Origin of the sequence: Spirillospora sp. CA-294931 (genome assembly GCF_050946795.1) — a bacterium.
Lineage (GTDB): Bacteria > Actinomycetota > Actinomycetes > Streptosporangiales > Streptosporangiaceae > Spirillospora.
In genome coordinates, this window is sequence record NZ_CP192006.1 from 5,149,752 (window position 1) to 5,175,092 (window position 25,341).

Sequence of the window (25,341 nt, forward strand, 5' to 3'; positions counted from 1 at the left end):
TAAAGAACATGACTGAACGGGCACATAGGTGTTAGAAGGCGGGAAAAGAGTGAACCATCGCCCCAACACCCCGGCGCCCCGCGCCCCCGTGACCCCCACCATCGACACCGCCGTGCTCGAAGCGCGGCTGAGCGAGTCGTTCGACGTCCTGCACGAGACCTACACCACCGGCCCGAGCACCGGCGGCGGCTGGTACCACGACCTGACCAGGTCCGAGCCCGGTCCGACCGCGACCGCGCTCGGCCTGCTGGCCTTCGCCGAGGCCGGACGGCAGTTCGAGTACTTCGACCAGGCGCTGGCCTTCCTGACCGCGCGGCAGACGTCCTCCGGCGATCCGCTGCGCGACGGCGGCTGGGCCACGCAGACCAGCCTCGGCATGCCGGTCGTGGAGGCCACGGCGTGGATCGCGCGGTTCCTCGCGCGCGGACGCTGCCACCTGCGCGACGACGCGCCCGACGTCCGCCGCGCCTACGAGTGGCTGGTGCGCAACCAGAACCCCGACGGCGGCTGGGGCTCGCTGCGCGACTGCCCGTCGCGGGTCTGGCTGACGTGCCTGGCCGTGCGCGCTCTGAGTCAGCTCAACCCCTACCATCCGGCCGTCGAGCGCGGCGTGGAGTGGCTGATGGCCGACCGGACGGGGCACCGTCCGGCGTGGGGGCCGACCTCCAGCGCCGGACCGACCGTGACGCACACCGCGTTCGCCCTGGTCACGCTGGCCGAGGCGCGGCCCGGGCAGCGCGACGAGCGGCTGCTGGCCGCCTACGACTGGCTGCGCGAGAACCTGGATCCCGACGACGAGCACACCTGGATCGAGACCTACGACGTCTCGCCGCACGGCACCGGCTCCAAGCCGGTGTGGCGGCTGGCGCTGTGGCACTACGGGCTGCCCATCGCGCTGGAGGCGCTGCTGCACGACCCGCGCGGCGCCCCCGGCCCGCTCGTCGCCCGCGCCGTCCGCACGCTCGTGCGCGGCGAGGTCACCGGGCCGGTGCTGAACGGCTACCCGGGAAGCGGGCGCACGTCGCTCTGGACGCTGTGGTGGCGCGTCGAGGCGATCCTGGCGATCAGGAACCTGCTGGTGACCCAGCCCAAGGACGTCATGTACCTGCTCCCGGACGCGATGCTCGTGCAGCGCGCGCACGCCAGAGACCTCGACCTTCCCGAGCTGCTGCCCCGCCGTCCCCGTTTCGATGTCGCGGGCCAGTTCAGACGGCACTGGACGGTGCTGGTGCTCGGGCTGGTCGCCGCCGCCAGCCTCGGCGGCGTCCTGGGCAAGGTGTGGACCTGGCGCGAGTTCTGGCTCAGCGTCATCCTGCCGATCGTGCTGACGACCTGGACGGAGGCCGTGCGGCGCCGCCGTCCCGCCGATCCCCCGGGCGTCCGCTGAGGGCGCTCAGGGGATGATCTGGGCCTCGGCGGCCCGGCGGGCCAGCTCGGCCGCCCCGGCGGCGCGCATGGCCTCGACCGGCACGTCGTCGCGTCCCGTCATCAGGGCGACCTGGCGCACCGCCTGGTGCAGCAGCATCTCGAAGCCGCCGACCACCCGGCCGCCCGCGTCCTGGACGGCCAGCGCGAGCGCGGTCGGCCAGGGCGCGTAGACGACGTCGAACAGGTCGGCGCCGGAGGCCGCCACCACCTCGGCGTAGGCGTCGCCCGCGCGTCCGGGCAGCGTGGAGATGACCAGCTTCTCCGCCAGCCGGCCCGGCAGCAGGTCGAGCGAGCCGACCCGCACGTCCAGGCCGAACCGCTCCCCCACCGCCGCGGTGGCCGCGGCGCGCTCGGGGGTCCTGACCGCCAGGCCCGCGCTGGTCAGCCCGAGCCGCGACAGCGCCGCCAGCGCCGAGGCGGCGGTGGCGCCGCCGCCCAGCACCAGCGCGGACTCCGGCTCGCCCAGGCCCGCCTCGGCCAGCGCCGTCACGATGCCGTAGACGTCGGTGTTGTCGCCGTGGCGGCGCCCCTCGCGCAGCACGATGGTGTTCGCCCCGCCGACGTCGACCGCCAGCTCCGACACGGTGTCGACCAGCTTCAGCGCGGTGCGCTTGAGCGGCATCGTCAGCGAGAGACCCGCCCACTCCTCGTCCATGCCTTCGAGATGGCCCCACAGGCCGGTCTCGTCGCACTCGAACGCGTCGTAGGTCCAGTCGGTCAGGCCCATCGCCGCGTACGCCGCCCGGTGCAGCACCGGGGACAGCGAGTGCGACACCGGCTTGCCGAGGACCGCGGCCCTGCGCCCCATCAGTTCCCCGGGTTCGCTTTTTGCCACGCGCGGAACTTGGCGACCAGCCGCTCGAACTCGGCCGACGTGGTGGCGAATTCGGTGAGCTGCTTGTGCGGGTCGGTCGCCACGAAGTACAGCCAGGTGCCCTTGGCGGGCTTGAGCACGGCCTGGATCGTCTCGGGCCCCATGTTGCCGATCGGGCCCGGCGGCAGGCCCTGCACCTTGTAGGTGTTGTACGGCGACTTGACCTGGAGGTCGCGGTGGCGGACGTCCAGCGTGCGCTTCTTCAGCGCGTACAGGACGGTCGCGTCGGACTGCAGCGGCATCTTGATCTTGATCCGGTTGAGGAACACCCGGGAGATCTTGGGGAAGTCCTCAGGCTTGCCGCCCTCGGCCTGGATCACCGAGGCGAACGTGATCACAGTGGCGGGGTCGAGGTTGACCCGCTCGGCCTCGCCGACCAGGTCGACCTGGGTCGCCATCTGGTTGAACCGGTCGACCATCTGCTTGATGATCTGCCGGGGGCTGGAGTTGGGGTTGATGTCGTACCGGCCCGGCGCCAGATAGCCCTCAAGCTGCCCCCGCGCGTAGTCGGGAAGGCCGAGCCCCTTGGTGTCGGCCGCCACGGCCTGGAACTTCTTCACCGAGATGCCGGTGCGCTTGGACAGCTCCTGGAACACCTCGTCGGCCCGCTTGCCCTCGGTGACGGTGAGCTGGTTGCCCGAGCGCGACTTGGGGTCGAGCAGCAGGGCCATCGCCGACTTCGACGACATCTGCTTGCGCATCTGGTAGAAGCCCGGCTGGAGGCTCGTCGCCTTGGGCTCCTTGCTGTAGACCTTCATGAACGCGCGGACGCTCTTGACCACGTCGTGCTCCTGAAGGGTGGAGGCGATGGCCGAGCCGCTCGCGCCCTCCTTCACCTGCACCGTGACCTTGCCCGAGCCTTCGCCCTTGTAGTCGGGCGGGTTCATCCGCTTGTCGAGCCATACGTAGCCGAACAGCCCGCCGGTGCCGAAGACGGCGACGACGAACGCCATCGCGAACAGCCCGGCGGCACGCCCGTTCGCGCGCCGCCGCTGCTGCCGCTTGCGCGCCTGTCGCTGCGGGCCGCGGCCGGGCGGGTGCTGCCGGGGATGGGGGCGGCCCTCCCCGTGCGGGTCGGAGAAAAGATCCAGATCGCTCATGAGCTCCCCCGGACGATCTCGCCTGAGGGGCGTCCCGTCAACCGTTCGCCGTCCAGCGCCGCCTGGAGCAGGACCGCCGCGGCGGCCTGATCCACGACCTTGCGCCGGGCCTGACCGTGGACTCCGCCGGCGCGCAGCCCGTTCTCCGCCGTCACCGTCGTCAGCCGCTCGTCCTGCAGGCGAACCGTGCCTTCGGGAAGCCGCTCGGCCAACGCCGCGGCGAACCTGCGGGCCGCCTGCGCGGCGGCCCCCTCGCGTCCCGACAGCGACGTCGGCAGCCCGACGACGACCTCGACGGCCTCGTGCTCGGCGGCCAGGGCGACGATGCGGTCGTAGTCGCCCCGCCCGGCCTTCACCGTCTCCAGAGGGGAGGCCAGGATCCCGCCGGGATCGCTGCGGGCGACGCCGATGCGCACCGCGCCCACGTCGATCCCGAGCCGAACCCCGGGCCTCATCGCGCGGGCTCCCTCGTCACGCGGGCCGTGCTCACGCGGCCCCTACTGCTCGTTCGACGGCGGTGAGGGCCTCGCCGATCGCTGCGGCGTCGGCACCTCCGCCCTGGGCGAGGTCGTCCTTGCCGCCGCCTCCGCCGCCGAGCGTCTTGGCGGCCAGGCCGACCAGCCCGCCCGCCTTGAGGCCGCGCTCGCGCGCGCCCTCGGTGACGGCGATGACGACGACCGGACGGTCCTTGGGGACCCCCGCGACCATGACGACGGCGGGACGCGCGGTGAGGCGGCCCCGCACGTCGACCGCCAGCTTGCGCAGGTCGTCGGCGCCGGTGCCGTCGGGGGCGCGGTGCCCCACGTAAGCGACGCCGTTGACGTCGGCCGCGCCGTCGGCCAGCGCGCCCGCGATCGCCAGCACCTGCTGCGAGCGGAGCTTCTCCAGGTCCTTCTCGGCCTCGCGCAGGCGGGCGACCACGCCGGAGATCCGCTCGGGGAGCTCCTCCTTGCGCGTCTTCATCTGCTCGGCCAGCTGCGCGACCAGCACGCTCTCCCTGGCCAGGAAGCGGAAGGCGTCGATGCCGACCAGGGCCTCGACGCGGCGCACGCCCGCGCCGATGGACGACTCGCCCAACACCTTGATCAGCCCGAGCTGGCCGGAGCGCGCGACATGGGTGCCGCCGCACAGCTCGCGGGAGTAGTCGCCGACCTCGACGACCCGGACCTCGTCGCCGTACTTCTCGCCGAACAGGGCCAGCGCGCCCATCGCGCGGGCCTGGTCGATCGAGGTGTGGAAGGCGCGCACGTCCAGGTCGTTGACCAGGACCTCGTTGACCTCGTCCTCGACGTCGCGCAGCACGCTGGGCGGGACCGCGCCCGAGGCGGTGAAGTCGAACCGGAACCGGCCGGGCGAGTTCTCCGAGCCCGCCTGCGCGGCGGACTCGCCGAGCGCGCGGCGGAACCCGGCGTGGACCATGTGGGTCGCGGTGTGCGAGCGCGAGATCGCCCGGCGCCGCTCCACGTCGATCTCGGCGTGGGCGGTGTCGCCGACCTGCGCCTCGCCGCTGCGCACCCGGCCGCGATGCACGACCAGGCCCGCCAGCGGGCTCTGCACGTCGTCGATCTCGACGACCGCGCCGTTGCCGAGCCGGATGACGCCGTGGTCGGCGAGCTGGCCGCCGCCCTCGGCGTAGAACGGGGTGCGGTCGAGGACGACCTCGACCTCGGTGCCCTCTCCCGCCGCCTGGACGTTGGCGCCGTTGACCAGCAGGCCCGCCAGCCGCGCCTCGCCCAGCACGTCGTTGTAGCCGATGAAGTCGACCTTGCCGCCGGAGCGGGTGAGCAGCTCGTCCAGGACCGAGACGTCCAGGTTGCCGGTCTTCTTGTCGCGGGCGTCCTGCTTGGCGCGGTCGCGCTGCTCGGACATGAGGCGGCGGAAGCCGTCCTCGTCGACCCGGAGCCCCTGCTCGCCCGCCATCTCCAGCGTCAGGTCGATCGGGAAGCCGTAGGTGTCGTGCAGCTTGAACGCCTGCTCGCCGCCCAGCAGGGGACGGCCGGAGCGCCTGGTCTCCTCCACCGCCGCGTCGAAGATCGCGGTGCCGGTGCGGAGCGTCGACAGGAAGGACTCCTCCTCCGCGTCGATCACCGTGTGGATGTTGGCGGCGGTGCGGACCAGGTCGTCGTACTGCTCGCCCATCGTGGAGATCGCGACGGAGGTCAGCTCGTGCATGAGCCCGGCCTCCTCGCCGCCCAGCAGCCGCAGGTTGCGGATGGAGCGGCGCAGGATGCGGCGCAGCACGTAGCCCCGGCCCTCGTTGCCGGGACGGATGCCGTCGGCGACCATCATCATGCCGCTGCGCACGTGGTCGGCGATGACGCGCAGCGAGACGTCCGAGCGGTGGTCGCGCCCGTACTTGGTGCCGGTCAGCTCGGCCGCGCGGTCGAGGATCTTCCAGAGGGTGTCGGTCTCGTAGATGTTGTCGACGCCCTGCAGGATCGCCGCCATGCGCTCCAAGCCCATGCCGGTGTCGATGTTCTTGGACGGCAGGTCGCCCCGCACGTCGAAGTCGACCTTCGACCGGACCTCGCTCAGCTGCGACTGCATGAAGACCAGGTTCCAGACCTCCAGGTACCGGTCCTCGTCGGCGATCGGGCCGCCCTCGCGCCCGTACTCCGGGCCCCGGTCGTAGTAGATCTCCGAGCACGGCCCGCCCGGACCCGGCACGCCCATGTGCCAGTAGTTGTCCTCAAGCCCGCGGCGCTGGATGCGGTCGAGCGGGACGCCGACCTGCTTGTGCCAGATGTCCTGGGCCTCGTCGTCATCGGTGTAGACGGTGGCCCACAGCTTCTCCTCCGGGAACCCGAAGCCGCCGTCGGCCTCGGACCTGGTGAGCAGCTCCCAGGCCAGGGGGATGGCCCCCTCCTTGAAGTAGTCACCGATGGAGAAGTTGCCGAGCATCTGGAAGAAGGTGGCGTGCCTGGTGGTCTTGCCGACCTCTTCGATGTCGGGCGTGCGGACGCACTTCTGGGCGCTGGTCATCCGCGGCGATGGCGGGGTGCGCTGGCCGAGGAAGTACGGCTTGAAGGGCACCATTCCCGCGGGCACGAGCAGCAGCGTGGGGTCCTCGGCGATCAGGCTGGCCGAGGGCACCACGGTGTGCCCGCGCTCGTGGAAGAAGTTGAGGAAACGGCGCGCGACCTCTGCCGACTCCATGATCAGTGGCCATCCTTGTCGTCGTCGATGATCCGGGCCTTGAGGACCCGGCGGCGCCGGACCTCGCTGGGCTCGGGTGGAGCTTGGTCGATCTCGATGGCTTCCCGCAGCTCCACTTCACGGGCTTCCATCTCGGTACGCACGTCGTGCGCGAAATGCCTCAGCCGCGCACCGGCGCCGTGGCCCGCCGTCACCGCTCGCGCGGCGACGCCCTCGGGCGACCAGGTGCGGGCGAACCGCTCGACCCGCCGCTTGACCCGGTGCGTGGCGTAGACGCCGGCCCCGGCACCGACCGACAGCCAGAAGAGCCGCCTCATCGCCGCCCCTTCGGAAGCTCGGCCCGCGCGGGCGAGGCGTCCTCGCGGTTGCCCAGGGCCTTGCGCACGCCGTAGGAGAAGGCGGCGGCCTTCACCAGCGGGCCGCCCACCACGGAGGTCATCACGGTCGTGACCGCCGAGACGTTCTGGGTGACCCCGGCCACCTGCTTGGTGATCACGTCGGTGCGCCCGAGCTGCTCGTTGGCGCGCTGCACCGTCTGGGTCATGTCCTCCAGCAGCGGGCCCGCCTGGTCGCCGATGTCGGAGACCACCTTGCTGGCCTCGCCGAGAAGGCGGGCGAGTTTGAGCAGCGTCAGCGCGAGGAATGCTACGAGCACTGCCCAGAACACGGCCACGATGAGGCCTGCTAGCTGTCCACCAGTAAGCATCAGGGTTTCCGTTCACTGTGTTTAGGCTCGGGCCGGAGCCGGTCCCGAAAGACCTTACCGTGGGTACCGGTCCTCACCGCGCGAGGTTTTCGGACGAAACGCGGCCCGCCGCGGCGGGGCCTGCGCCCTCCATCGGACGCGCCCACGCGCCCGCGGTCTCCCTCGAAGGCTATCCGCCCGAGGCCGCCTTATGCGGGACGCCGTGTTCATGAAATCCCAACCCGCACCCACCCCGCCCCGCGAACGGCGTGATGTCGCGTGATCGCCGTGGTGGGGTCCTGGTGCTCGGTTGGTGTGGGGTGGGGCGGTGGCGACCGCGTTGGCGGGGGTGGGTCAGGGTGGGTCGGCGGGAGGGGTCGGGGTGCCGCGGAGGACGGAGCGGAGGCGGGACAGGACTTCGGAGAAGCGGCTCTCGGCGCCGTGTTTGGTGGGGCGGTAGTACTCGCGGCCGTGGACGTTGTCGGGCGCGTACTGCTGGCTCACGACGCCGCCGGGGTGGTTGTGGGCGTACTTGTAGCCCTTGCCGTGGCCGACCTTGGCGGCGCCCTTGTAGTGGGCGTCGCGCAGGTGGCCGGGGACGGGGCCGACCAGGCCCTTGGTGACGTCGCTGACGGCCTCGTTGACGGCCACGATGACGGCGTTGGACTTGGGGGCCAGGGACAGGTGGATCACGGCCTGGGCGAGGTTGATGCGGGCCTCGGGGAGGCCGACGAACTCGACGGCCTGGGCGGCGGCCGTGGCGGTCTGGAGCGCGGTGGGGTCGGCCATGCCGATGTCCTCGCTGGCGTGGACGATCAGCCGCCGGGCGATGAAGCGGGCGTCCTCGCCCGCTTCGAGCATGCGGGCCAGGTAGTGCAGGGCGGCGTCGACGTCGCTGCCCCGGATGCTCTTGATGAACGCGCTGATGACGTCGTAGTGCTGGTCGCCCTCGCGGTCGTAGCGGACGGCGGCCCGGTCGACGGCCTTCTCCAGGACGTCGACGTCGATCGGCTCGCCGTCGCCGACGACCAGGGCGGCGGCCTCAAGGTAGGTGAGCGAGCGCCGGGCGTCGCCGCCCGCGAGCCTGATCAGGTGATCTTCGGCGGCGGTGTCGAGCTCGACCCGGCCGCCGAGACCCCGCTCGTCGGCGATCGCGCGGCGGATGACCTCGCGCAGCTCGTCCTCGCCCAGCGGCTCGAGGGTGAGCAGCAGGGAACGGGAGAGCAGCGGGCTGATCACCGAGAAGAACGGGTTCTCGGTGGTGGCGCCGATGAACGAGACCCAGCGGTTCTCGACGGCGGGGAGCAGGGCGTCCTGCTGGGCCTTGTTGAAGCGATGCACCTCGTCGACGAACAGGACGGTCTGGCGGCCGGTCATGCCGAGCTCGCGGCGGGCCAGGTCGATCTCGGCGCGGACGCGCTTGACGCCGTCGCTGACCGCCGAGACCTCGACGAAGCGGCGGCTGGTGGCGTGGCTGACGACGGTGGCCAGCGTGGTCTTGCCGGTGCCGGGCGGGCCCCACAGCACCAGCGACATCGGGACGTCGCGGTCGACCAGCTGGCGGATGGGGGTGCCGGGGCCCAGCAGGTGGCCCTGCCCGACGACCTCGTCGAGGGAGCGCGGGCGCATCCGCACGGCCAGGGGCTGGCTCGACGGGTCGAGCGAGCCCGGGGGCGGCGGCGCGGCGTCGCCGCCGCGCGGGTCGTCGAAGAGGCCCTCCATGGTCACTCTTCGACACTATCTCGGGCCTGTGACGCTTCCAGCCGGACGGCGACCGCCAGGCAGCCGATCACGATGGCCGAGCCGGCGATGCCGTCCAGCCAGTAGTGGTTGGCGGTCAGGACGACGACCAGCATCGTGGCCACCGGGTGCAGGACCGCCAGGTACCGCCATCTCCCCCGGCCGTACCTGATCACGCCCCAGGCGACCAGGAGGGCCCACCCGACGTGCAGGGACGGCATGGCGGCGAACTGGTTGGTCATGCCCTCGCCGGGCTCGGTGGCGTAGGCGCTGGGCCCGTAGGTGTTCATCAGGTCGACGAAGCCGTGCCCGGGGAGCATCCGGGGCGGGGCCAGCGGATAGAGGAAGTGCACGACCAGGGAGACCGCCGCCGACAGGAGCACCGCCGCGCGCACCCGGGGCCAGGCGTGCCGCCGCCAGATCCAGATCCACGCCATGAACAGGACGGTCGCGGGGAAGTGCACCCGGACGTAGTACTCGTTGGCCGCGCGCGCCCAGCCGTCCCACCGCAGGGCCTCGCGCTGGAAGACCGCCTCGTCGGGGAGCCGCAGGGACCGCTCCAGGTCCCACAGCTCGCGGGCGTGCTCGAACGCCTCCCCCGGCCTCCCGTCGGCCAGGTGGCGGCCATAGCCGTAGAGGCCGAGCAGGACCGCCATCAGGACGACCTGTGCCGCGGCGGCCGCCACCAGCCGCCGGTCCGGCCGCGGCAACCCCCGCGGTGCCGTGGTTGGACGCATGGGTTCATCCTGGGCCACAACCGCGCCGGGGCCGTGGTCCGGGGGGAGGGTTTTCCGCCTCCCCCGAACTGATGATCGGATCCGGGAACCCTCCGCGCCTCGACGGCGTTGGTATCCGCCGTAGGGAGGAGTGTGAGGTTGGGCGGGACGACCGCGCGCCGCCGCCACGGGTTCGCAGGGCTGCTCGTGGCGCTCTTCGTCGTGGCCGGGATCGTCTTCAGCTACGGCCTGGGCCATGCCCAGCCGCTTCGCGTCTGCACCGCCCACTCGCTGAGCGTCCCCGTGCACCATCTTCCGGCGGGCCACGCCGACGGTGACCCGATCGCCGCGTCCACCCCAGTGGACGCCCCGCCGCTGAGCCCCGCCGAGGCATGCCTCAGCCTGGCCGTCCTACTGACCATGCTGACGCTGGCCCTGGCCGCCCGGCCGCGCCTGGCGGGCGCCCTCCGCCTTCCCCGGGCCGGACGCTCACCGCGCGGCCCCACGCCCACGCCTCCCTCTCCCGTATCCCTCGCCGCTCTCCAGGTGCTCCGGCTGTGACGGACCGGCCGTAACGGCCCTCTCCGCGCCATCAGCCATGCCCGTACAGAGCACCCAGAGGGGTACCCCCATGTCCAAAAGCGCCAGAAACCGCGCGCAGCGCAACGTCCTGACCAAGCGCGAGATCCCGTGGGGAAGCATCGCCTTCTTCACCGTCGTCGGCGTGATCGCCGTCGGCGCGATCTCCTTCGCGTTCGCGCAGAGCCGCCCGTCGTCCGCCGACGGCACCGCCGCGATCAGCGGGGTGATCGAGAAGCCGGGGCTGGGACGCGACCACACCACCGGCCCGGTCAAATACGAGACCAACCCGCCGATGGGCGGCGACCACGACCCGATGTGGCAGAACTGCGACGCCCGGGTCTACGACCGCCCGCTGCGCAACGAGAACGCCGTCCACTCGCTGGAGCACGGGGCGGTGTGGATCACCTACCGGCCCGGCCTGGCCGGGGACGGCCTGAACCGGCTCACCGCCAAGGTGAAGGCCACCGACTACACGATGATCAGCCCGAACCCCGGCCAGGACGCGCCGGTCGTCCTCACCGCGTGGGGCAAGCAGCTCAAGCTCCAGGACGCGGGCGACGCGCGGGTCGACGCGTTCCTGCGGGCCAACGTCAAGGGCCCCGGCACGCCCGAGCCCGGCGCGGCCTGCGGCGGGGCCAAGGACACCGCGTGAGCCAGGCGTCGCGGGGACGGCGGGCGACCGCCGTCCTCGCGGTGCTGGTCCTGGCCTCGGCCGCCGTGCTGGCCGGACGGTCGGCGCTGAGCTCGGGCCCGCCCGCCGCCGACGGGCCCGAGGCCGGGTTCGCCCGGGACATGAGCACCCACCACGCCCAGGCGGTGCGGATGTCGTTCGTCGTGCGCGACCGCACCCGCGACGCGCCCGTCCGGCTGCTGGCCTACGACATCATCAACACCCAGTCGGCGCAGATCGGCATGATGACGGCGTGGCTGGACGCCTGGCGGCTGCCCAAGACCGACCCGGCCGGGCCGATGCGCTGGATGAAGGGCCACGGCGGCCACGGCGCCGCCACCGCGACGACGACGATGCCCGGGATGGCCTCTCCCGAGGAGCTCAAGGAGCTCGAACGCGCCTCGGGACGTCCCGCCGAGGTCCGCTTCCTGACGCTCATGACCCGGCACCACCGGGCGGGGGTCACGATGGCCGAGGCCGTCCTGGCCCGCACCGGCGAGCCGAGGGTCAGGGCGCTGGCGCGGACCATGGTCGACGGCCAGCGCTCGGAGATCGACCTGATGAACCGGATGCTCGGGGAGAGGGGCGCCAGGGCCGCGTGAGACGTCCGAGGCGAACCTCGGCATTGTGCTTGACAGGGCGGTCCGATCGCGGGTCACTGACCACCATGGCTCAGAAACTCAGCGGCTACCACCGGGCTCTGGACCTCTTCGAGGGCGTGGTCGGCGGCGTCCCCCGGGACGGGTGGGACGCCGCCTCGCCCTGCGAGGGCTGGACCGCTCGGGACGTCGCGGGCCATGTGATCGCCGGTCAGCACATGATCCGTGCGCTGGCCACCGGGGGCACGGCACCGGAGACCGACCAGGAGCCCGGCCGCCACTGCGTCGGGGACGCCCTGCTGGCGTGGCGCAGCGCGCGCAAGGACTGCGAGGCCGCCCTGACGCCGGAGGCGCTGCGCCGCCCGATCCCCTTCGCCGGGCTGGGCGAGCTGCCGCTGGGCGACTATCTCGGCGGCTACATCCTGGAGCCGCTCGTGCACGCCTGGGACCTGGGCCGGGCGGCCGGGCAGCGGGTGCGTCTCGACCCGGACCTGGTGCACCACGCCTTCGCCACCGCCCACGTGGTCGCGGGCCCCCTGCGCCGCGCGGGCCGCCTGGGCCCCGCACTGCCCGCACCGCCCAGGGCGGACGAGCAGACCCGCCTCCTGGCCTTCCTAGGCCGCGACCCGGACCACGGCTAGGTGCGTGCCTGGGCGTCGCGCAGCAGGGCAGCTGACTTCGAGGCACGCCCTAGGGCGTGCCCGGGCGTCGCGCGGCCGATCGAGGACCCACCGGACACGGCCCGGGTCAGGAGAACTCGGCGAGGGTGCGCTCGGCCTCTTCGAGCCAGGCGTGGCGCGCGGTGAGGGCCTCCTCGGCGTCCTTGACGTCCTTCTCGCGGCCGGCGGTCCTGGCCTTCTCCAGCCGCTTGTTCAGCTGCTCGATGGAGTTGCGCAACTGCGCCACCGTCGCCTCGGCCCGGGCGCGGGCCTCGGGGTTGGTGCGCCGCCACTCCGACTCCTCGGCGCTGCGGACGGCCTCCTCGATCTTGCGGAGGCGACCCTCGAGCCGGTCACGCTGGTCGCGCGGGACCATGCCCGCGGCCTCCCAGCGCTCCTGGATCGTGCGCAGCGTCTGGCGGGCCTGGCGGACGTCCTTGACCGGCAGCAGCCGCTCGGCGTCGGCGAGGATCTTCTCCTTCTCCTCCGCGTGCACCTGGAACTCGGCGTCGCGCTCGGCGAAGGCGGCGCTGCGCGCCTGGAAGAAGACGTCCTGGGCGCCCTTGAACCGGGCCCACAGCTCCTCTTCGGCGTCGCGGGCGGCGCGTCCGGCCAGCTTCCAGCGGCGCATCAGGTCGCGGTAGGCGGCGGCGGTGTCGCCCCAGTCGGTCGAGCCGCTCATCGACTCGGCCTCGGCGACCAGCCGCTCCTTCTCGCGCCTGGCCTCCTCGCGCTGGTCGTCCAGGGTCGCGAAGTAGACCTTGCGGCGCTTGGTGAACGCGTTGCGGGCCGAGGACAGGCGCTTCCACAGGGCGGTCTCGGTGGGCCGGTCGATGCGGTCGGCGGCCTTCCACTCCTCCACCAGCTTGCGCAGGCGCTCGCCGCCGTTCTTCCAGTGGGTCTCCTCGGCCGCGATCCGCTCGGCCTCGGCGACGATGCGTTCCTTGATCTCGCGCGCCTCGTGCCGGGCGTGCTCGCGCTGCGCCTTGACCTCCTCGCGGCGCTGCCCGACCTTCTCGGTCAGGGCGTCCAGCCGCCTGACCAGCGAGTCGAGATCGCCGACCGCGTGGGCGTCGGTGACCGACTCGCGCAGCCGCTCGACGCTCTGCTGCGCCTGCGCGGGCTGGAGGTCGGTGGTGCGGATCCGCTGCTCGAGCAGGCCGATCTCGGTCACGAGCGCGTCGTACTTGCGCTTGAAGTAGGCCAGGGCCTCTTCGGGCGCGCCGGCCTGCCAGGAGCCCACGACCCGCTCGCCGTCCGACGTCTTCACGTAGACGGTTCCGTCCTCGTCGACACGACCGTAGGGATCGGTGGCGCTGGACACCATTGCCTCCCATCATGGCCCGGCCTTTTACCTCAGGACCGGACCTTCCAAACCATAACCGTACGGCCCGCTATTTGGCTGCGATCCCGCCGCCCGCGACCTTGTCGACGACGTCCATGCCCGCCGTGATCTTTCCGAAGATCGTATATTCCGGCGGAAGCTCGGAGTCCTTGTACACAATGAAGAACTGGCTGCCATTGCTGTCGGGCTGGGCGCTGTGCGCCATCGCGAGCGTCCCGCGGGTGTACTTGGCGCCCTTGGTGTTCTCGTTGGCGAAACGGTACCCGGGGCCGCCCTCGGCGGAACCCGTCGGGTCGCCGCATTGCAGCACCGACAGCCCGCTGCCGGCGGCCGGGTCGGCGGCGGTCAGCCGATGGCACTTGGTCTTCTCGTAGTACTTCTTCTCCGCGAGGAAAGCGAAGGAGTTGGTGGTGCAGGGCGCCTTGTCGGCGTCGAGTTCCAGCTTGATCTCGCCCAGGTTCGTCGTGATCGACGCGTTGACCTTGCCCTTACGGGAGGCGGTCGCGGGCGGCTTGCCCAGTCCCTTGGGCGCGCCCTTGTCCTTGGAGTCGGGGTAGGTGCACTTGGCCGTCCCGCCCTCGTCGCCGGTGACGCTCACCTTCTGGAAGGAGAGGTCCTGCTTGGGCGCGCCATCGGTGGGCGGGGGCGTGGACTCCGTCGGCTTGGGGGACGCCTTGGAGTCGTCGTCCTTGCCCACGAACGCGGCGATTCCGGCGCCGGCACCCAGGATGATCACGACCGCGACCACGGTGCCCACGATCTTCATCCGGCGCGCCTTGGCCGCAGCGGCCTCCCTGGCCTGCTGCTGGCGCTCGTAGCGCTGCCGCGCGAGCTGCTTCTTGCGGTCCTTCCCCGCCACGTGCCTGCCCTTCCGCTGTGATCAGGTGAACGTGGAGCGCATAGTAGCGGTACCGGGGTCCCATTGCGCCCCCCAGGCGCACCGCTTTTCGCGCCCGCGACACGGCGATCCGCGGATCTCGTTCGCGGTGGCCAGGGCCGCGCCGGTACCCTTCGAAGGACCGCGCGCCCCGGGGCCGCCCCCTTCTGACGGCGCGAGGGACGACTTTTGGCCTTGATGGAAGGACGACCGTGCTCGTCGCCGGGTTCCCCGCGGGATCGTTCGCCGCGAACTGCTATGTCGTGGCGCCCGCCGCGGGTGAAGAGTGCGTGATCATCGACCCGGGCGAGGGCGCCGAGGCGGGCATCGACGAGATCCTGCGCGAGCACCGCCTCAAGCCGGTCGCCGCACTCCTCACGCACGGCCATATCGACCACGTCTGGTCGGTCGCCCCCGTATGCGGGGCAAAGGACATCCCGGCCTTCGTCCATCCGGACGACCGCGATCTGCTCACCGACCCGGGCAAGGGCCTGTCGCTGGCCGCCCAGCAGCAGTTCCTGGGCGGGCTCCAGCTCACCGAGCCCGACGACGTCCGCGAGCTCGCGGACGGGGCCGTCCTCGAACTGGCGGGCCTCCGGGTCACCGTCGACCACGCGCCCGGCCACACGCCGGGGTCGGTGGCGTTCCGCACGCCCGCCGCCGGGGAGATCCCCGACGTGATGTTCTCCGGCGACCTGCTGTTCGCCGGGTCGATCGGGCGCACCGACCTGCCCGGCGGCTCCTACGACGACATGCTGGCCAGCCTGTCGCGGGTCTGCCTGAGCCTGCCCGACGAGACCGCCGTCCTGCCCGGTCACGGACCGCAGTCCACCATCGGCCGCGAGCGCGCCACCAATCCGTTCCTCTCGGGGCTTTTGCCGGGGGGTTCAGGGGGGTCGTCCCCCCTGAGTGACGGCGCCCAGGTGCCCGCCGACGGTCCCAACAAGGGATTCTGACCTAAAGATCATGAGTTCGAGCTTCCCGACCCCCAAGGGGGTCAGTGAATACGTCCCGCCACGCGCGGACCTCTTCTACGCCATCCGCGCGGCCTTCGCCGAGCAGGCCAGGCTGGCCGGCTACGGCTATCTGGAGCTGGCGGTCTTCGAGGACACCAACCTCTTCAGGCGCGGCGTCGGCGAGTCCACCGACGTCGTCAGCAAGGAGATGTACACCTTCGAAGACCGCGGCGGCCGGTCGCTGACGCTGCGTCCCGAGTTCACCGCGGGGGTGCTGCGCTCGGTGCTGGCCAACGGCCTGCACAAGCAGGGCGCGCTGCCGGTCAAGGTCTGGACGACCGGGCCCGCGTTCCGCGCCGAACGTCCCCAGCAGGGCCGCTACCGGCAGTTCTACCAGCTCGACCTGGAGGCCATCGGCAGCGACGACCCGCGGGTCGACGCCGAGACGATCGCGATCGCGTCCCGCTGGTACCGCTCGCTGGGCCTCACCCAGATCCGGCTGATGCTCAACTCGCTGGGCTGCCGCGAGTGCCGTCCCGCCTACCGGGCCCTGCTCCAGGAGTTCCTGCGCGGACTCGACCTGGACGAGCCCACCCGCGAGCGGATCGAGATCAACCCGCTGCGGGTGCTGGACGACAAGCGTCCCGAGGTCAGGGAGCAGGTCGCCAAGGCACCGCTGATGGCCGACCACCTGTGCGACGCGTGCCAGGCCCACCACGACCGGGTCCGCGAACTGCTCGCCGACCTCGGCATCGAATGGGAAGACTCCCCCACGCTGGTGCGCGGCCTCGACTACTACACCCGCACGACCTACGAGTTCGAGCACCCGCTGCTGGGCGCCCAGTCCGCCATCGGCGGCGGCGGCCGCTACGACGGCCTCTCGGAGGACATCGGCGGCCCCGCGCTGCCCGGCATCGGCTTCGGCCTCGGCCTGGACCGCACGATCCTCGCCCTGGAGGCCGAGGGCACCGGCTTCGCCGCCGCGCCCCGCTGCGAGGTGTTCGGCGTCGCCCTCGGCGAGCCCGCCGAGCGGCGGCTGTTCACCATGATCGACGAGCTGCGCGGCGCGGGAGTCGCCGCCGACATGGCCTATGGCGGCAAGAAGCTCAAGGGCGCCATGAAGGACGCCGACCGCTCCGGCGCCCGGTACGCGCTGATCCTCGGCGAGCGAGATATCGCCGCCGGGTCCGTCCAGCTGAAGGACCTGGCCGGCGGCGACCAGACCGCCGTACCGCTCACCGAACTCACCGCGACGTTGAAGGAAAGGCTCTCACGATGATCCGCTCACACGAGGCGGGAACGCTCCGCCGGGAGCACGCCGGGCAGCAGGTGACGCTGACCGGCTGGGTGGCCAGGCGCCGTGACCACGGCGGCGTCACGTTCATCGACCTCCGCGACGCCTCCGGCACGGCCCAGGTGGTGTTCCGCGAGGAAGACACCGCGCACGACCTGCGCTCGGAGTTCTGCGTCAAGATCACCGGCGATGTGCGGGTCCGTCCCGCGGGCAACGAGAACCCCGAGCTGCCCACGGGCGACGTCGAGGTCGTCGCCACCGAGATCGAGGTGCTGTCGGAGGCCGCGCCGCTGCCGTTCCCGATCGAGGGCGACGTCAACGTCAACGAGGAGGTCCGGCTCAAGCACCGGTACCTCGACATCCGCCGCGACAGCGTCGCGCGGGCCCTGCGCGTCCGGTCGGAGGGGACCTACATCATCCACGAGGTGATGCGCGAGCACGGCTTCGTCAACGTCGAGACCCCCACCCTCACCCGCTCCACCCCCGAAGGCGCCCGCGACTTCCTGGTGCCCGTCCGGCTCAAGCCGGGCCACTGGTACGCCCTGCCCCAGTCGCCGCAGCTGTTCAAGCAGCTGCTCATGGTCTCGGGCCTGGAACGCTACTACCAGATCGCCCGCTGCTACCGCGACGAGGACTCCCGCGCCGACCGGCAGCCGGAGTTCACCCAGATCGACATCGAGATGTCGTTCATCGAGCAGGACGACATCATGCGGATCGCCGAAGACCTGGTCGGACGGCTGTGGAAGGACATCGTGGGGTACGAGATCCCCCGTCCGATCCCCCACATCACCTACGCCGACGCCATGGCGCGCTACGGCTCCGACAAGCCCGACCTGCGCTTCGGCAACGAGCTCACCGACATGACGGAGTACTTCTCCGGCACGTCCTTCCGGGTCTTCCAGGCCCCCTACGTCGGCGCCGTGGTCATGCCGGGCGGCGCGTCCCAGACCCGCAAGGAGCTGGACGCCTGGCAGGACTGGGCCAAGGCCCGCGGCGCCCGGGGGCTGGCCTACGTCCTGCTCCAGGAGGACGGCACCCTCGGCGGCCCCGTCGCCAAGAACCTGTCCGACGCCGAGAAGGAGGGCCTGGCCGCCAAGGTCGGCGCCGCCCCCGGCGACGCCGTCTTCTTCGGCGCGGGCAAGCCGCACTCCACCCGCGAGCTCCTCGGCGCGGCCCGCCTGGAGATCGGCCGCCGCTGCGACCTGATCGACGCGTCGGCCTGGGCGTTCTGCTGGGTCGTCGACGCCCCGATCTTCGAGCCCGCCGAGGACGACAAGGGCGAGCAGATCGGCTGGACGTCCGTCCACCACCCCTTCACCGCCCCCAAGCCCGAGTACGCCTCGTCCTTCCAGGACGAGCCCGCCACGGCCCTGGCCAACGCCTACGACATCGTCTGCAACGGCAACGAGATCGGCGGCGGCTCCCTGCGCATCCACCGCGCCGAGATGCAGCAGCGCGTCTTCGAGGTGCTGGGCCTGTCCAAGGAAGAGGCCGAATCCAAGTTCGGCTTCCTCCTCGAGGCCTTCAAGTTCGGCCCGCCCCCGCACGGCGGCATCGCCTTCGGCCTCGACCGCACCATCATGCTCCTGGCCGGCGAGGAGTCCATCCGCGAGGTCATCGCCTTCCCCAAGGCCGCCTCCGGCTACGACCCCCTCACCGCCGCCCCCACCCCCATCACCCCCCAGCAACGCAAGGAAGCCGGCGTAGACGTCGTCCCCGAAGAATCCCCGTCCTAGCAAAAACGAGGGCGGCCACCCCAACCCGGTGACCGCCCTCGTGTCGCACTGAGAAGCCGGGATCAGACTGCCATGACCTCAACCCTGGCGAGCGCGTTCTGCTGATCGACCAGCCGGTTGATGTCGCCCGGATCGCTGGTCAGCACGGTCGCGTTGAGATCCGCGGCGAGCACTGCGACCGTGGCGTCCACCACATCGGCCGTATTGCTTTCACCGCAAAGGCGGCCTGCCCGCCGGGCGAGGTCGTCGTCCATTGCCCGCACTTCGACGGCCTTCAGAAGCCGCGCCATACGCACTTGCTTCGGATCACGCCAGGCCTGGGCGACGACCGGCGCGGGGACGATCACGCGGACCTCGTCTCTATAGGCCAGCATGTGCAGGCGCCATACACGCTCATCGCCACGCTCCGCCGCCATCAACACGCCGGTGTCGTAGATGTACGGGTTGACGATCATGACGCCTTCGCCTGATAGTGGGCCAGATCGCGCTTCAGGTGCCGCTGGTGGACCTCTTCCGCCCACTCCCGCGCCTGCTCGGAGATTTCGCCCATTTCTTCGAGCTGCTCTTCGATCGCCGCTCCGCCCACAATAACGCGGGCCTCGCGCTCGGCACCGCGAGCGATCACGTCCGAGACTGTGCTACCTGCTATTTCTGCGGCCTCCTCAAGGAGGCCGACGGTTTCGTCGGGGAGTTCCATAGTCACTCTTTGTACACCCACGGCCACATTCTACCGGCGCGTAGTCAGGTCGGCGGCCCCGCCATCGCAGGAAATATGTTCGTCTGTGGAACGGTGACCGGGCGACATTGTTGCGGCGGGGATTAGCGGGACGAGCCGCTGGTTACTCGGTAGACGTCGTAGACGCCGTCTATGGAGCGGACGGCCTTGAGGACGTGGCCGAGGTGTTTGGGGTCGCCCATTTCGAAGGTGAAGCGGCTGACGGCGACGCGGTCTCGGGTGGTGGTGACCGAGGCCGAGAGGATGTTGACGTGCTGGTCGGACAGGACGCGGGTGACGTCGGAGAGAAGGCGGGGGCGGTCGAGGGCCTCGACCTGGATGGCGACCAGGAAGACGGAGTCTTCGCCGGGGGACCACTTGACGTCGATGAGGCGGTCGGGCTCGGACTTGAGGCTGGCGACGTTGACGCAGTCGGCGCGGTGGACGGAGACGCCGTGGCCGCGGGTGACGAAGCCGAGGATGTCGTCGCCGGGGACCGGGGTGCAACATCGGGACAGGCGGACCCAGACGTCGGGTTCGCCCGCGACGACGACGCCGGGGTCGCCGGCGGGGCGGCCGCGCTTGCGGCGGGTGGGCAGGGCGATCTCGGCGAGGTCCTCGTCGGCGCTCTCGACGCCGCCCAGGGCCTCGACCAGGCGCTGGACGACGCTCTGGGCCGAGACATGGCCCTCGCCGACGGCGGCGTAGAGGGACGAGACGTCCGGGTAGCGCATGTCGCGTGCCAAAGCGAGGAGGGCCTCGCCGGACATCATGCGCTGGAGCGGCATGTTCTGCTTGCGCATGGCGCGGGCGATGGAGTCCTTGCCGGACTCGATCGCGGTGTCGCGGCGCTCCTTGGAGAACCAGTGCTTGATCTTGTTGCGGGCGCGGGCGCTCTTGACGAAGTTCAGCCAGTCGCGGCTGGGGCCCGCGTCCTGTGACTTGGAGGTGAAGACCTCGACGGTGTCGCCGTTGTCGAGGGTGGATTCGAGGGGGACGAGACGGCCGTTGACGCGGGCGCCGATACAGCGGTGGCCGACCTCGGTGTGGATGGCGTAGGCGAAGTCGACCGGGGTGGCCCCTTGGGGCAGCGCGATGACGTCGCCCTTGGGGGTGAAGACGAAGCACTCGGAGACCGAGAGGTCGAAGCGGAGTGATTCGAGGAACTCGGCCGGGTCGGCTGTTTCCTTCTGCCAGTCGAGGAGCTGGCGGAGCCACTGCATGTCGCCCGCTTTTCGGCCGGCGACGGTTTCTTCCTTGTACTTCCAGTGGGCGGCGACGCCGTACTCGGCGCGGCGGTGCATGCCCCAGGTGCGGATCTGCAGCTCGACGGGCTTGCCCTCGGGGCCGATGACCGTGGTGTGCAGCGACTGGTACATGTTGAACTTCGGCATCGCGATGTAGTCCTTGAACCGGCCGGGGACCGGGTTCCATCGCGCGTGAATCGATCCAAGTGCGGCGTAGCAGTCGCGGACGCTGTCGACCAGGACCCGGATGCCGACCAGGTCGTAGATGTCGTCGAAGCTGACGTCCCGGGCGATCATCTTCTGGTAGATCGAGTAGTAGTGCTTGGGACGACCGGTGACGCTGGCCTTGATCTTGGCCTCGCGCAGGTCGGTCGAGACGTTCTCGATCACTTCTTGGAGGAAGATGTCGCGGCGGGGGGCGCGCTCGGAGACCAGGCGGGCGATCTCGTCGAAGCGCTTGGGGTAGAGGGTGGCGAACGCCAGGTCCTCCAGCTCCCACTTGAGGGTGTTCATGCCCAGGCGGTGGGCCAGCGGCGCGAAGACCTCCAGGGTCTCGCGGGCCTTCTTCTCCTGCTTGTGGCGCGCCATGTAGCGCAGGGTGCGCATGTTGTGCAGGCGGTCGGCGAGCTTGATCACCAGGACGCGGATGTCACGTGACATCGCCACGACCATCTTGCGGACCGTCTCGGCCTCGGCCGCCTCGCCGTACTTGACCTTGTCGAGCTTGGTGACGCCGTCGACCAGGGCGGCGATCTCGTCGCCGAAGTCGGCGCGCAGCTCCTCGATGGTGTACGGGGTGTCCTCGACGGTGTCGTGCAGCAGGGCCGCGCAGAGCGTCTCGGTGTTCATGCCGAGCTCGGCGAGGATGGTGGAGACCGCGAGGGGGTGGGTGATGTAGGGGTCGCCGCTCTTGCGCTTCTGGTCGCGGTGGTAGTGCGCGGCGACGTCGTAGGCGCGCTCGATGAGCCGGAGGTCCGCCTTGGGATGGGTGTTGCGGACCGTCTTGATGAGTGGTTCGAGTACCGGGTTCATAGTGGGGCCGCGCTGGGCGCCCAACCTGGCGAGCCTTCGGCGCACCCGGGCGGCAGACGGTGGAATCGTGGCCGGCGTGGGCCTGGACGGATCATCGGACGGGGTCTCGGACGGCGGGTTCTCTTTCGGGCGCACCTGTGGCGCGGCGGGACGCTCGGCCGGTTCGGGCGTCGCGGGCCCCCGGTCGGAACGGGACTCCGCGGCGGGCCCTGATTCGGCCTCGGTCACCGCGTCGGTCGATACCACCTCACCGGGCACCCAGCCTCCTTGACGATGTGGGCGCCATCCCCTTGACGTCCTGCGGGGAAGCGCCCGTCCCCCACCGGACCCCTGATGCCGCCAGTGTATCCGGCATCCAATAAGTGCTAGACCGTAACCAGGGCGTGGACGTCCGTATTCCCCAGCTTCTCCCGGCCGTGCAGGAACGACAGCTCCATCAGGACCGAGAGGCCCACGACCTCGCCGCCGCCCCGTCGGACGAGTTCGGCGGTGGCGCCGGCCGTCCCTCCCGTGGCCAGCACATCATCGACGATCAGCACTCTCTCTCCGGGCCCGAGCGCGTCGGCGTGCATCTGGATCGTCTCGGACCCGTATTCGAGATCATAGGTCTCTTCCAGCGTCCGTGAAGGCAGCTTCCCCTTTTTCCGCACGGGAACGAACCCGGCTCCGAAGTGGTAGGCCACGGGAGCGGCCAGGATGAAGCCCCGCGCCTCGATCCCGACGATCTTGTCGACGGTGCCCCGCCCGTAGTGGTTGACCACAGCGTCCACGACTCCGGCGAAGGCGACATGGTCGGCCAGCAACGGCGTGATGTCCTTGAACATCACGCCGGGCTTGGGGTACTCGGGGATGTCGCGGATCCGGTCGAGGATCAGCCTTTCGAGGTCCACTGGCGCGTCCGCCCCCTTCACTGACGCGCCGGCCGTGTCCACGTCATCGAGCACGTGGACACGGCCGGCGCTTTGGCGTTCGGTGTTATTTGCCGCGTCGCTGCTGGCGGGTGCCGCGCCTGGGCTGCTGCCTGGGCCCCTGCTGCACCACCTTGCGGACGGTGACGCTCGCCGGGATGTCGTCGTCCTCCGGCTCGGGGGCGTCGTCGTCCTGGTCGCCGGACGGCTCCTTGGCGCCGCCGGACGGCTTGGTGGTCTTGACGGTCTTGGCCTTGGCCTGCCGCTTGGGGCTGCTCTCGCGCCTGGCGATGGCCTCGCGCAGCTCGCGGTACTTGGGTTCGCGCTCCTTGAGCTGGACGAGCAGCGGCGTCGCCACGCAGATCGAGGAGTACGTACCGACGATCATGCCGACGAACAGCGAGAGCGAGAGGTCCTTGAGCGTGCCCGCGCCGAACAGCGTCGTCCCGATGAACAGGATCGCCGCGACCGGCAGGATCGCCACCAGCGAGGTGTTCAGCGAGCGCACCAGCGTGTTGCTGAGCGCCTGGTTCGCCGCCTGGCTGTAGGTGACCTTGGACGCCGTCGTCAGCGGGCGCGTGACCTCCTTGATCATGTCGAACACCACGACCGCGTCGTAGAGCGAGTATCCGAGGATCGTCAGGAAGCCCAGCAGCGTCGCCGGTGTGACCTCGAAGCCCGACCAGGCGTAGACGCCCGCCGTGATCACCAGGTCGTGGACGAGCGCGACCACGGCGGCCAGCGCCATCCGTCCCTCGAACGCCACCGACAGATAGGCGATGATCAAGATCATGAAGACGATGAGGGCCTGCCAGGCCTTCTCGGAGATCTCACCGCCCCACGAGGCCCCGACGACCTGGGTGCTCACCTTGTCGGGCGAGATCGCCAGTTCCTCCGCGACGCTCTGCTTGACCTCGGCGACCTGGGTCGAGGACAGGCTCTCGGTGGTCACCCGCCAGTCGCCGCCGGCCTTCTGGACGATGACCTGGTGCGCGCCGCCCTTGGTCACGGCGCCGCGCACCTCCTCGATGGAGGACTTGGCGCCGAAGGTGAAGACCGAGCCGCCCTTGAACTCCACGCCGAAGTTCAGGCCCTGGATCACCAGGCCCAGGATGGAGACGACCAGCAGGAAGCCGGAGATGGAGTACCAGATCTTGGGCTTGCCGACGATGTCGGCGCTGATCTCGCCCCGGTAGATCCGGGAAATGGCTGTGCGCAGCCCCAGCATCTCAGGCCTCCTGGCTCTTCGGGCGGGCGGCGGTGGCGGCGGGCTTGCGGTGCAGGCGCGCGACGTTCAGCCCGGACCACGGGTGGCCCCTGCCGAAGAACTTCGTCCGCGACAGCTGCGCCACCAGCGGCTTGGTGAAGAAGAAGACCACGACCACGTCGATCAGGGTGGTCAGGCCCATCGCGAACGCGAAGCCCCGGACACCGCCCACGGCCAGGAAGTACAGGACCAGCGCGGCCAGGAACGTCACCGCGTCGGCGACCAGGATGGTGCGCCGGGCGCGCTTCCAGGCCGTCTCGACCGAGGGACGCAGCGCGCGTCCCGCGCGCAGCTCGTCCCGCAGGCGTTCGAAGTAGACGATGAACGAGTCGGCGGTGATACCGATCGACACGATCAGACCGATGATGTGCGGCAGCGAGAGCCGGAAGCCCATGTTCTTGCCGAGGATGACCACCGAGACGTAGGTGATCGCCGCGGCGACGACCAGGCTGGACACGGCCACCAGGCCGAGCCCCCGGTAGTACAGCAGGCAGTACAGGACGACCAGCACCAGCCCGATGCCGCCCGCGATGAGGCCGCCCCGGAGCTGGTCGTCGCCCAGCGTGGAGGAGACCTCGTCGATCGAGCTCTGGGTGAACTCCAGCGGCAGCGCGCCGTACTTCAGGACGTTGGCCAGGTCGTTGGCGTAGGTCTGGTTGAAGCTCTTGGGCGGGCCGTCGATCTGGGCGGTGCCACCGGTGATCGCGCCGCTGCGGATCTGCGGGGCGGAGACGACCTGGCCGTCCAGCACGATCGCGACCTGCGCCTGGGGCGACTGCGGCGACTGCTGGTAGGCCTTGTAGGCGTCGCTGGTGACGTCGCCGAACTGCTTGGCGCCCTTGCCCTTGAACTTCAGGCTGACGTACCAGCTGGCCTGGCCCTGCTGGGCGTCCGGCGGCATCGCGTTGGCGCCGGAGACCTCCTCACCCAGGACCCGGACGGGCCCGAGGATGTACTTGGAGATCTGGCCGTCTTCGACCTTCTGGTCGCAGGAGGCCACGTACTTGCGGTTCGGGTCGTTGGCACCGGGGACACGGCGGTCGCCCTTGGTGCAGTCGAGCTCCTCGAACTGCTTCAGCGTGGCCTTGTCGACGTTCGCCAGGCCCGGGTCGGCCGCCGTCGGCGGGATCTGGGGCTGCTGCGTGGGCTGGCCGGACGGCTGCCCCGAGGGCGCGGCGGACGGCGTGCCCGAGGCGGACGCGGTCGGCGTCGGCGTCGGGGCGGCCAGCGCCTCCGACATCGCCCGGCTGCGCGGGGTGGACGAGGCCGAGGGCTTGGTCTCGGACGGCGAGGGAGAAGGCGACTTGCTCTTGTCCTTCTCCTTCTCCTTGTCCTTGCCCGTGGTGGTCGGGGTCGGCGTCTGCGCCGGGGTCGGCCTGCCGTCCGCCGCCGCGATCACCTGGCGGAACTGCAGCTTGGCCGTGGTCCCGATCAGCTTGACCACGCGCTCCTGGCCCTCGCCCGGCACGTTGACGACGATGTTGTTGCTGCCCTGCTTGGCCACCTCGGCGTCCGACACGCCCAGACCGTTGACCCGCTGGGTCATGATCTTGACGGCCTGGTCCATCTGGGCGGAGGGCGGGTTCTTGCCGCTGGCGGTCTTGGCGGTGAGGGTGACGGTGGTTCCACCCGCCAGGTCGAGCCCCAGTTTCGGGGTGGTCTGACCCTGCAGAAGAATCACGCCCGTGAGGGCTGCCATGACCGCGAAGAGCGCGATGAGCGTGCGCCCTGGCCTGGGAACATTGCTAGGCGGAG

General features: G+C 70.9%; 24 protein-coding genes. 8 read left to right on the plus strand and 16 right to left on the minus strand.

The features are described from left to right. The first annotated feature begins 49 nt into the window (after positions 1-49). Positions 50-1,387 carry a prenyltransferase/squalene oxidase repeat-containing protein gene (locus ACQPY4_RS23180; RefSeq protein WP_433323923.1) on the plus strand — a complete coding sequence of 446 codons (1,338 nt, stop codon included), beginning with the start codon at positions 50-52 and terminating at the stop codon, positions 1,385-1,387. 6 nt (positions 1,388-1,393) lie between these two features. Here the strand turns inward: ACQPY4_RS23180 and ACQPY4_RS23185 are convergent, their stop codons facing one another. The 8 genes from ACQPY4_RS23185 to ACQPY4_RS23220 all read right to left on the minus strand — a co-directional run bounded on the left by ACQPY4_RS23185 (position 1,394) and on the right by ACQPY4_RS23220 (position 9,720). Continuing rightward, positions 1,394-2,236: a shikimate dehydrogenase gene (locus ACQPY4_RS23185; RefSeq protein ID WP_433338984.1), complete on the minus strand. Its 843-nt coding sequence runs from the start codon at positions 2,234-2,236 to the stop codon at positions 1,394-1,396. Continuing rightward, the gene (gene mltG / locus ACQPY4_RS23190) at positions 2,236-3,402 is read right to left on the minus strand and encodes an endolytic transglycosylase MltG (protein WP_433323925.1); all 1,167 of its coding nucleotides are present in this window, start codon (positions 3,400-3,402) and stop codon (positions 2,236-2,238) included. The genes ACQPY4_RS23185 and mltG overlap by 1 nt, the downstream gene beginning before the upstream one ends. Then, a complete protein-coding gene (ruvX, locus tag ACQPY4_RS23195) occupies positions 3,399-3,857 on the minus strand; it encodes a Holliday junction resolvase RuvX (RefSeq protein ID WP_433323927.1) in 459 nt (152 codons plus the stop codon). The genes mltG and ruvX overlap by 4 nt, the downstream gene beginning before the upstream one ends. A gap of 31 nt (positions 3,858-3,888) precedes the next feature. Continuing rightward, positions 3,889-6,558, minus strand: coding sequence for an alanine--tRNA ligase (alaS, locus tag ACQPY4_RS23200; protein WP_433323929.1), 2,670 nt, complete (start codon positions 6,556-6,558; stop codon positions 3,889-3,891). Between the two features lie 2 nt (positions 6,559-6,560). Then, complete coding sequence (locus tag ACQPY4_RS23205; protein ID WP_433323931.1) at positions 6,561-6,875, minus strand: hypothetical protein; 315 nt, start codon at positions 6,873-6,875, stop codon at positions 6,561-6,563. After that, positions 6,872-7,264, minus strand: coding sequence for a DUF948 domain-containing protein (locus ACQPY4_RS23210; protein ID WP_433323933.1), 393 nt, complete (start codon positions 7,262-7,264; stop codon positions 6,872-6,874). The genes ACQPY4_RS23205 and ACQPY4_RS23210 overlap by 4 nt, the downstream gene beginning before the upstream one ends. Before the next feature lie 333 nt (positions 7,265-7,597). Beyond that, positions 7,598-8,965, minus strand: a complete 1,368-nt coding sequence (locus ACQPY4_RS23215) for a replication-associated recombination protein A (protein ID WP_433338986.1) — start codon at positions 8,963-8,965, stop codon at positions 7,598-7,600. A 2-nt stretch (positions 8,966-8,967) separates the two neighbouring features. After that, positions 8,968-9,720, minus strand: a complete 753-nt coding sequence (locus tag ACQPY4_RS23220; RefSeq protein WP_433323935.1) for a phosphatase PAP2 family protein — start codon at positions 9,718-9,720, stop codon at positions 8,968-8,970. 138 nt (positions 9,721-9,858) lie between these two features. Here ACQPY4_RS23220 and ACQPY4_RS23225 point away from each other — a divergent pair, with 138 nt between their 5' ends. The 4 genes from ACQPY4_RS23225 to ACQPY4_RS23240 all read left to right on the plus strand — a co-directional run bounded on the left by ACQPY4_RS23225 (position 9,859) and on the right by ACQPY4_RS23240 (position 12,191). Next, complete coding sequence (locus tag ACQPY4_RS23225) at positions 9,859-10,260, plus strand: hypothetical protein (RefSeq protein WP_433323937.1); 402 nt, start codon at positions 9,859-9,861, stop codon at positions 10,258-10,260. Positions 10,261-10,330: 70 nt separating this feature from the next. Continuing rightward, positions 10,331-10,933 (plus strand): DUF3105 domain-containing protein, encoded by a 603-nt coding sequence (locus ACQPY4_RS23230; RefSeq protein ID WP_433323939.1) that lies wholly within the window; start codon positions 10,331-10,333, stop codon positions 10,931-10,933. Then, positions 10,930-11,553: a DUF305 domain-containing protein gene (locus ACQPY4_RS23235; RefSeq protein ID WP_433323941.1), complete on the plus strand. Its 624-nt coding sequence runs from the start codon at positions 10,930-10,932 to the stop codon at positions 11,551-11,553. The genes ACQPY4_RS23230 and ACQPY4_RS23235 overlap by 4 nt, the downstream gene beginning before the upstream one ends. Positions 11,554-11,618: 65 nt before the next feature. After that, entirely contained in the window at positions 11,619-12,191 is a 573-nt protein-coding gene (locus ACQPY4_RS23240; RefSeq protein WP_433323943.1) for a TIGR03086 family metal-binding protein, read from the plus strand. A 106-nt stretch (positions 12,192-12,297) separates the two neighbouring features. Here the strand turns inward: ACQPY4_RS23240 and ACQPY4_RS23245 are convergent, their stop codons facing one another. Together ACQPY4_RS23245 and ACQPY4_RS23250 are read right to left on the minus strand one after the other, a co-directional pair. Then, on the minus strand, positions 12,298-13,536 hold the full coding sequence (locus ACQPY4_RS23245) for a DUF349 domain-containing protein (RefSeq protein WP_433323945.1): 1,239 nt from the start codon (positions 13,534-13,536) through the stop codon (positions 12,298-12,300). A gap of 67 nt (positions 13,537-13,603) precedes the next feature. Next, entirely contained in the window at positions 13,604-14,413 is an 810-nt protein-coding gene (locus tag ACQPY4_RS23250) for a peptidylprolyl isomerase (RefSeq protein ID WP_433323947.1), read from the minus strand. Positions 14,414-14,643: 230 nt separating this feature from the next. On the opposite strand from ACQPY4_RS23250, the gene ACQPY4_RS23255 reads away from it, so the two are divergent. From ACQPY4_RS23255 to aspS, 3 genes are read left to right on the plus strand one after another with little or no spacing between them, the layout of a single operon-like run. Continuing rightward, positions 14,644-15,387 carry an MBL fold metallo-hydrolase gene (locus ACQPY4_RS23255; protein WP_433323949.1) on the plus strand — a complete coding sequence of 248 codons (744 nt, stop codon included), beginning with the start codon at positions 14,644-14,646 and terminating at the stop codon, positions 15,385-15,387. Between the two features lie 10 nt (positions 15,388-15,397). Next, positions 15,398-16,666: a histidine--tRNA ligase gene (hisS, locus tag ACQPY4_RS23260; RefSeq protein WP_433323951.1), complete on the plus strand. Its 1,269-nt coding sequence runs from the start codon at positions 15,398-15,400 to the stop codon at positions 16,664-16,666. Beyond that, positions 16,663-18,417 (plus strand): aspartate--tRNA ligase, encoded by a 1,755-nt coding sequence (aspS, locus tag ACQPY4_RS23265; RefSeq protein ID WP_433323953.1) that lies wholly within the window; start codon positions 16,663-16,665, stop codon positions 18,415-18,417. The genes hisS and aspS overlap by 4 nt, the downstream gene beginning before the upstream one ends. A 62-nt stretch (positions 18,418-18,479) precedes the next feature. On the opposite strand, the gene ACQPY4_RS23270 is transcribed toward aspS, so the two are convergent. The 6 genes from ACQPY4_RS23270 to secD all read right to left on the minus strand — a co-directional run bounded on the left by ACQPY4_RS23270 (position 18,480) and on the right by secD (position 25,267). Continuing rightward, the gene (locus ACQPY4_RS23270) at positions 18,480-18,872 is read right to left on the minus strand and encodes a twitching motility protein PilT (RefSeq protein WP_433323955.1); all 393 of its coding nucleotides are present in this window, start codon (positions 18,870-18,872) and stop codon (positions 18,480-18,482) included. Continuing rightward, entirely contained in the window at positions 18,869-19,114 is a 246-nt protein-coding gene (locus tag ACQPY4_RS23275; protein ID WP_433323957.1) for a hypothetical protein, read from the minus strand. Before ACQPY4_RS23275 ends, ACQPY4_RS23270 begins: the two co-directional genes overlap by 4 nt. A gap of 122 nt (positions 19,115-19,236) precedes the next feature. Next, a complete protein-coding gene (locus ACQPY4_RS23280; protein WP_433323959.1) occupies positions 19,237-21,669 on the minus strand; it encodes a RelA/SpoT family protein in 2,433 nt (810 codons plus the stop codon). 107 nt (positions 21,670-21,776) lie between these two features. After that, the gene (locus tag ACQPY4_RS23285; protein ID WP_433323961.1) at positions 21,777-22,301 is read right to left on the minus strand and encodes an adenine phosphoribosyltransferase; all 525 of its coding nucleotides are present in this window, start codon (positions 22,299-22,301) and stop codon (positions 21,777-21,779) included. Between the two features lie 85 nt (positions 22,302-22,386). After that, positions 22,387-23,547, minus strand: a complete 1,161-nt coding sequence (gene secF, locus ACQPY4_RS23290) for a protein translocase subunit SecF (RefSeq protein WP_433323963.1) — start codon at positions 23,545-23,547, stop codon at positions 22,387-22,389. Position 23,548: 1 nt separating this feature from the next. Further along, complete coding sequence (gene secD / locus ACQPY4_RS23295; protein WP_433323965.1) at positions 23,549-25,267, minus strand: protein translocase subunit SecD; 1,719 nt, start codon at positions 25,265-25,267, stop codon at positions 23,549-23,551. Between the last annotated feature and the right edge of the window lie 74 nt (positions 25,268-25,341).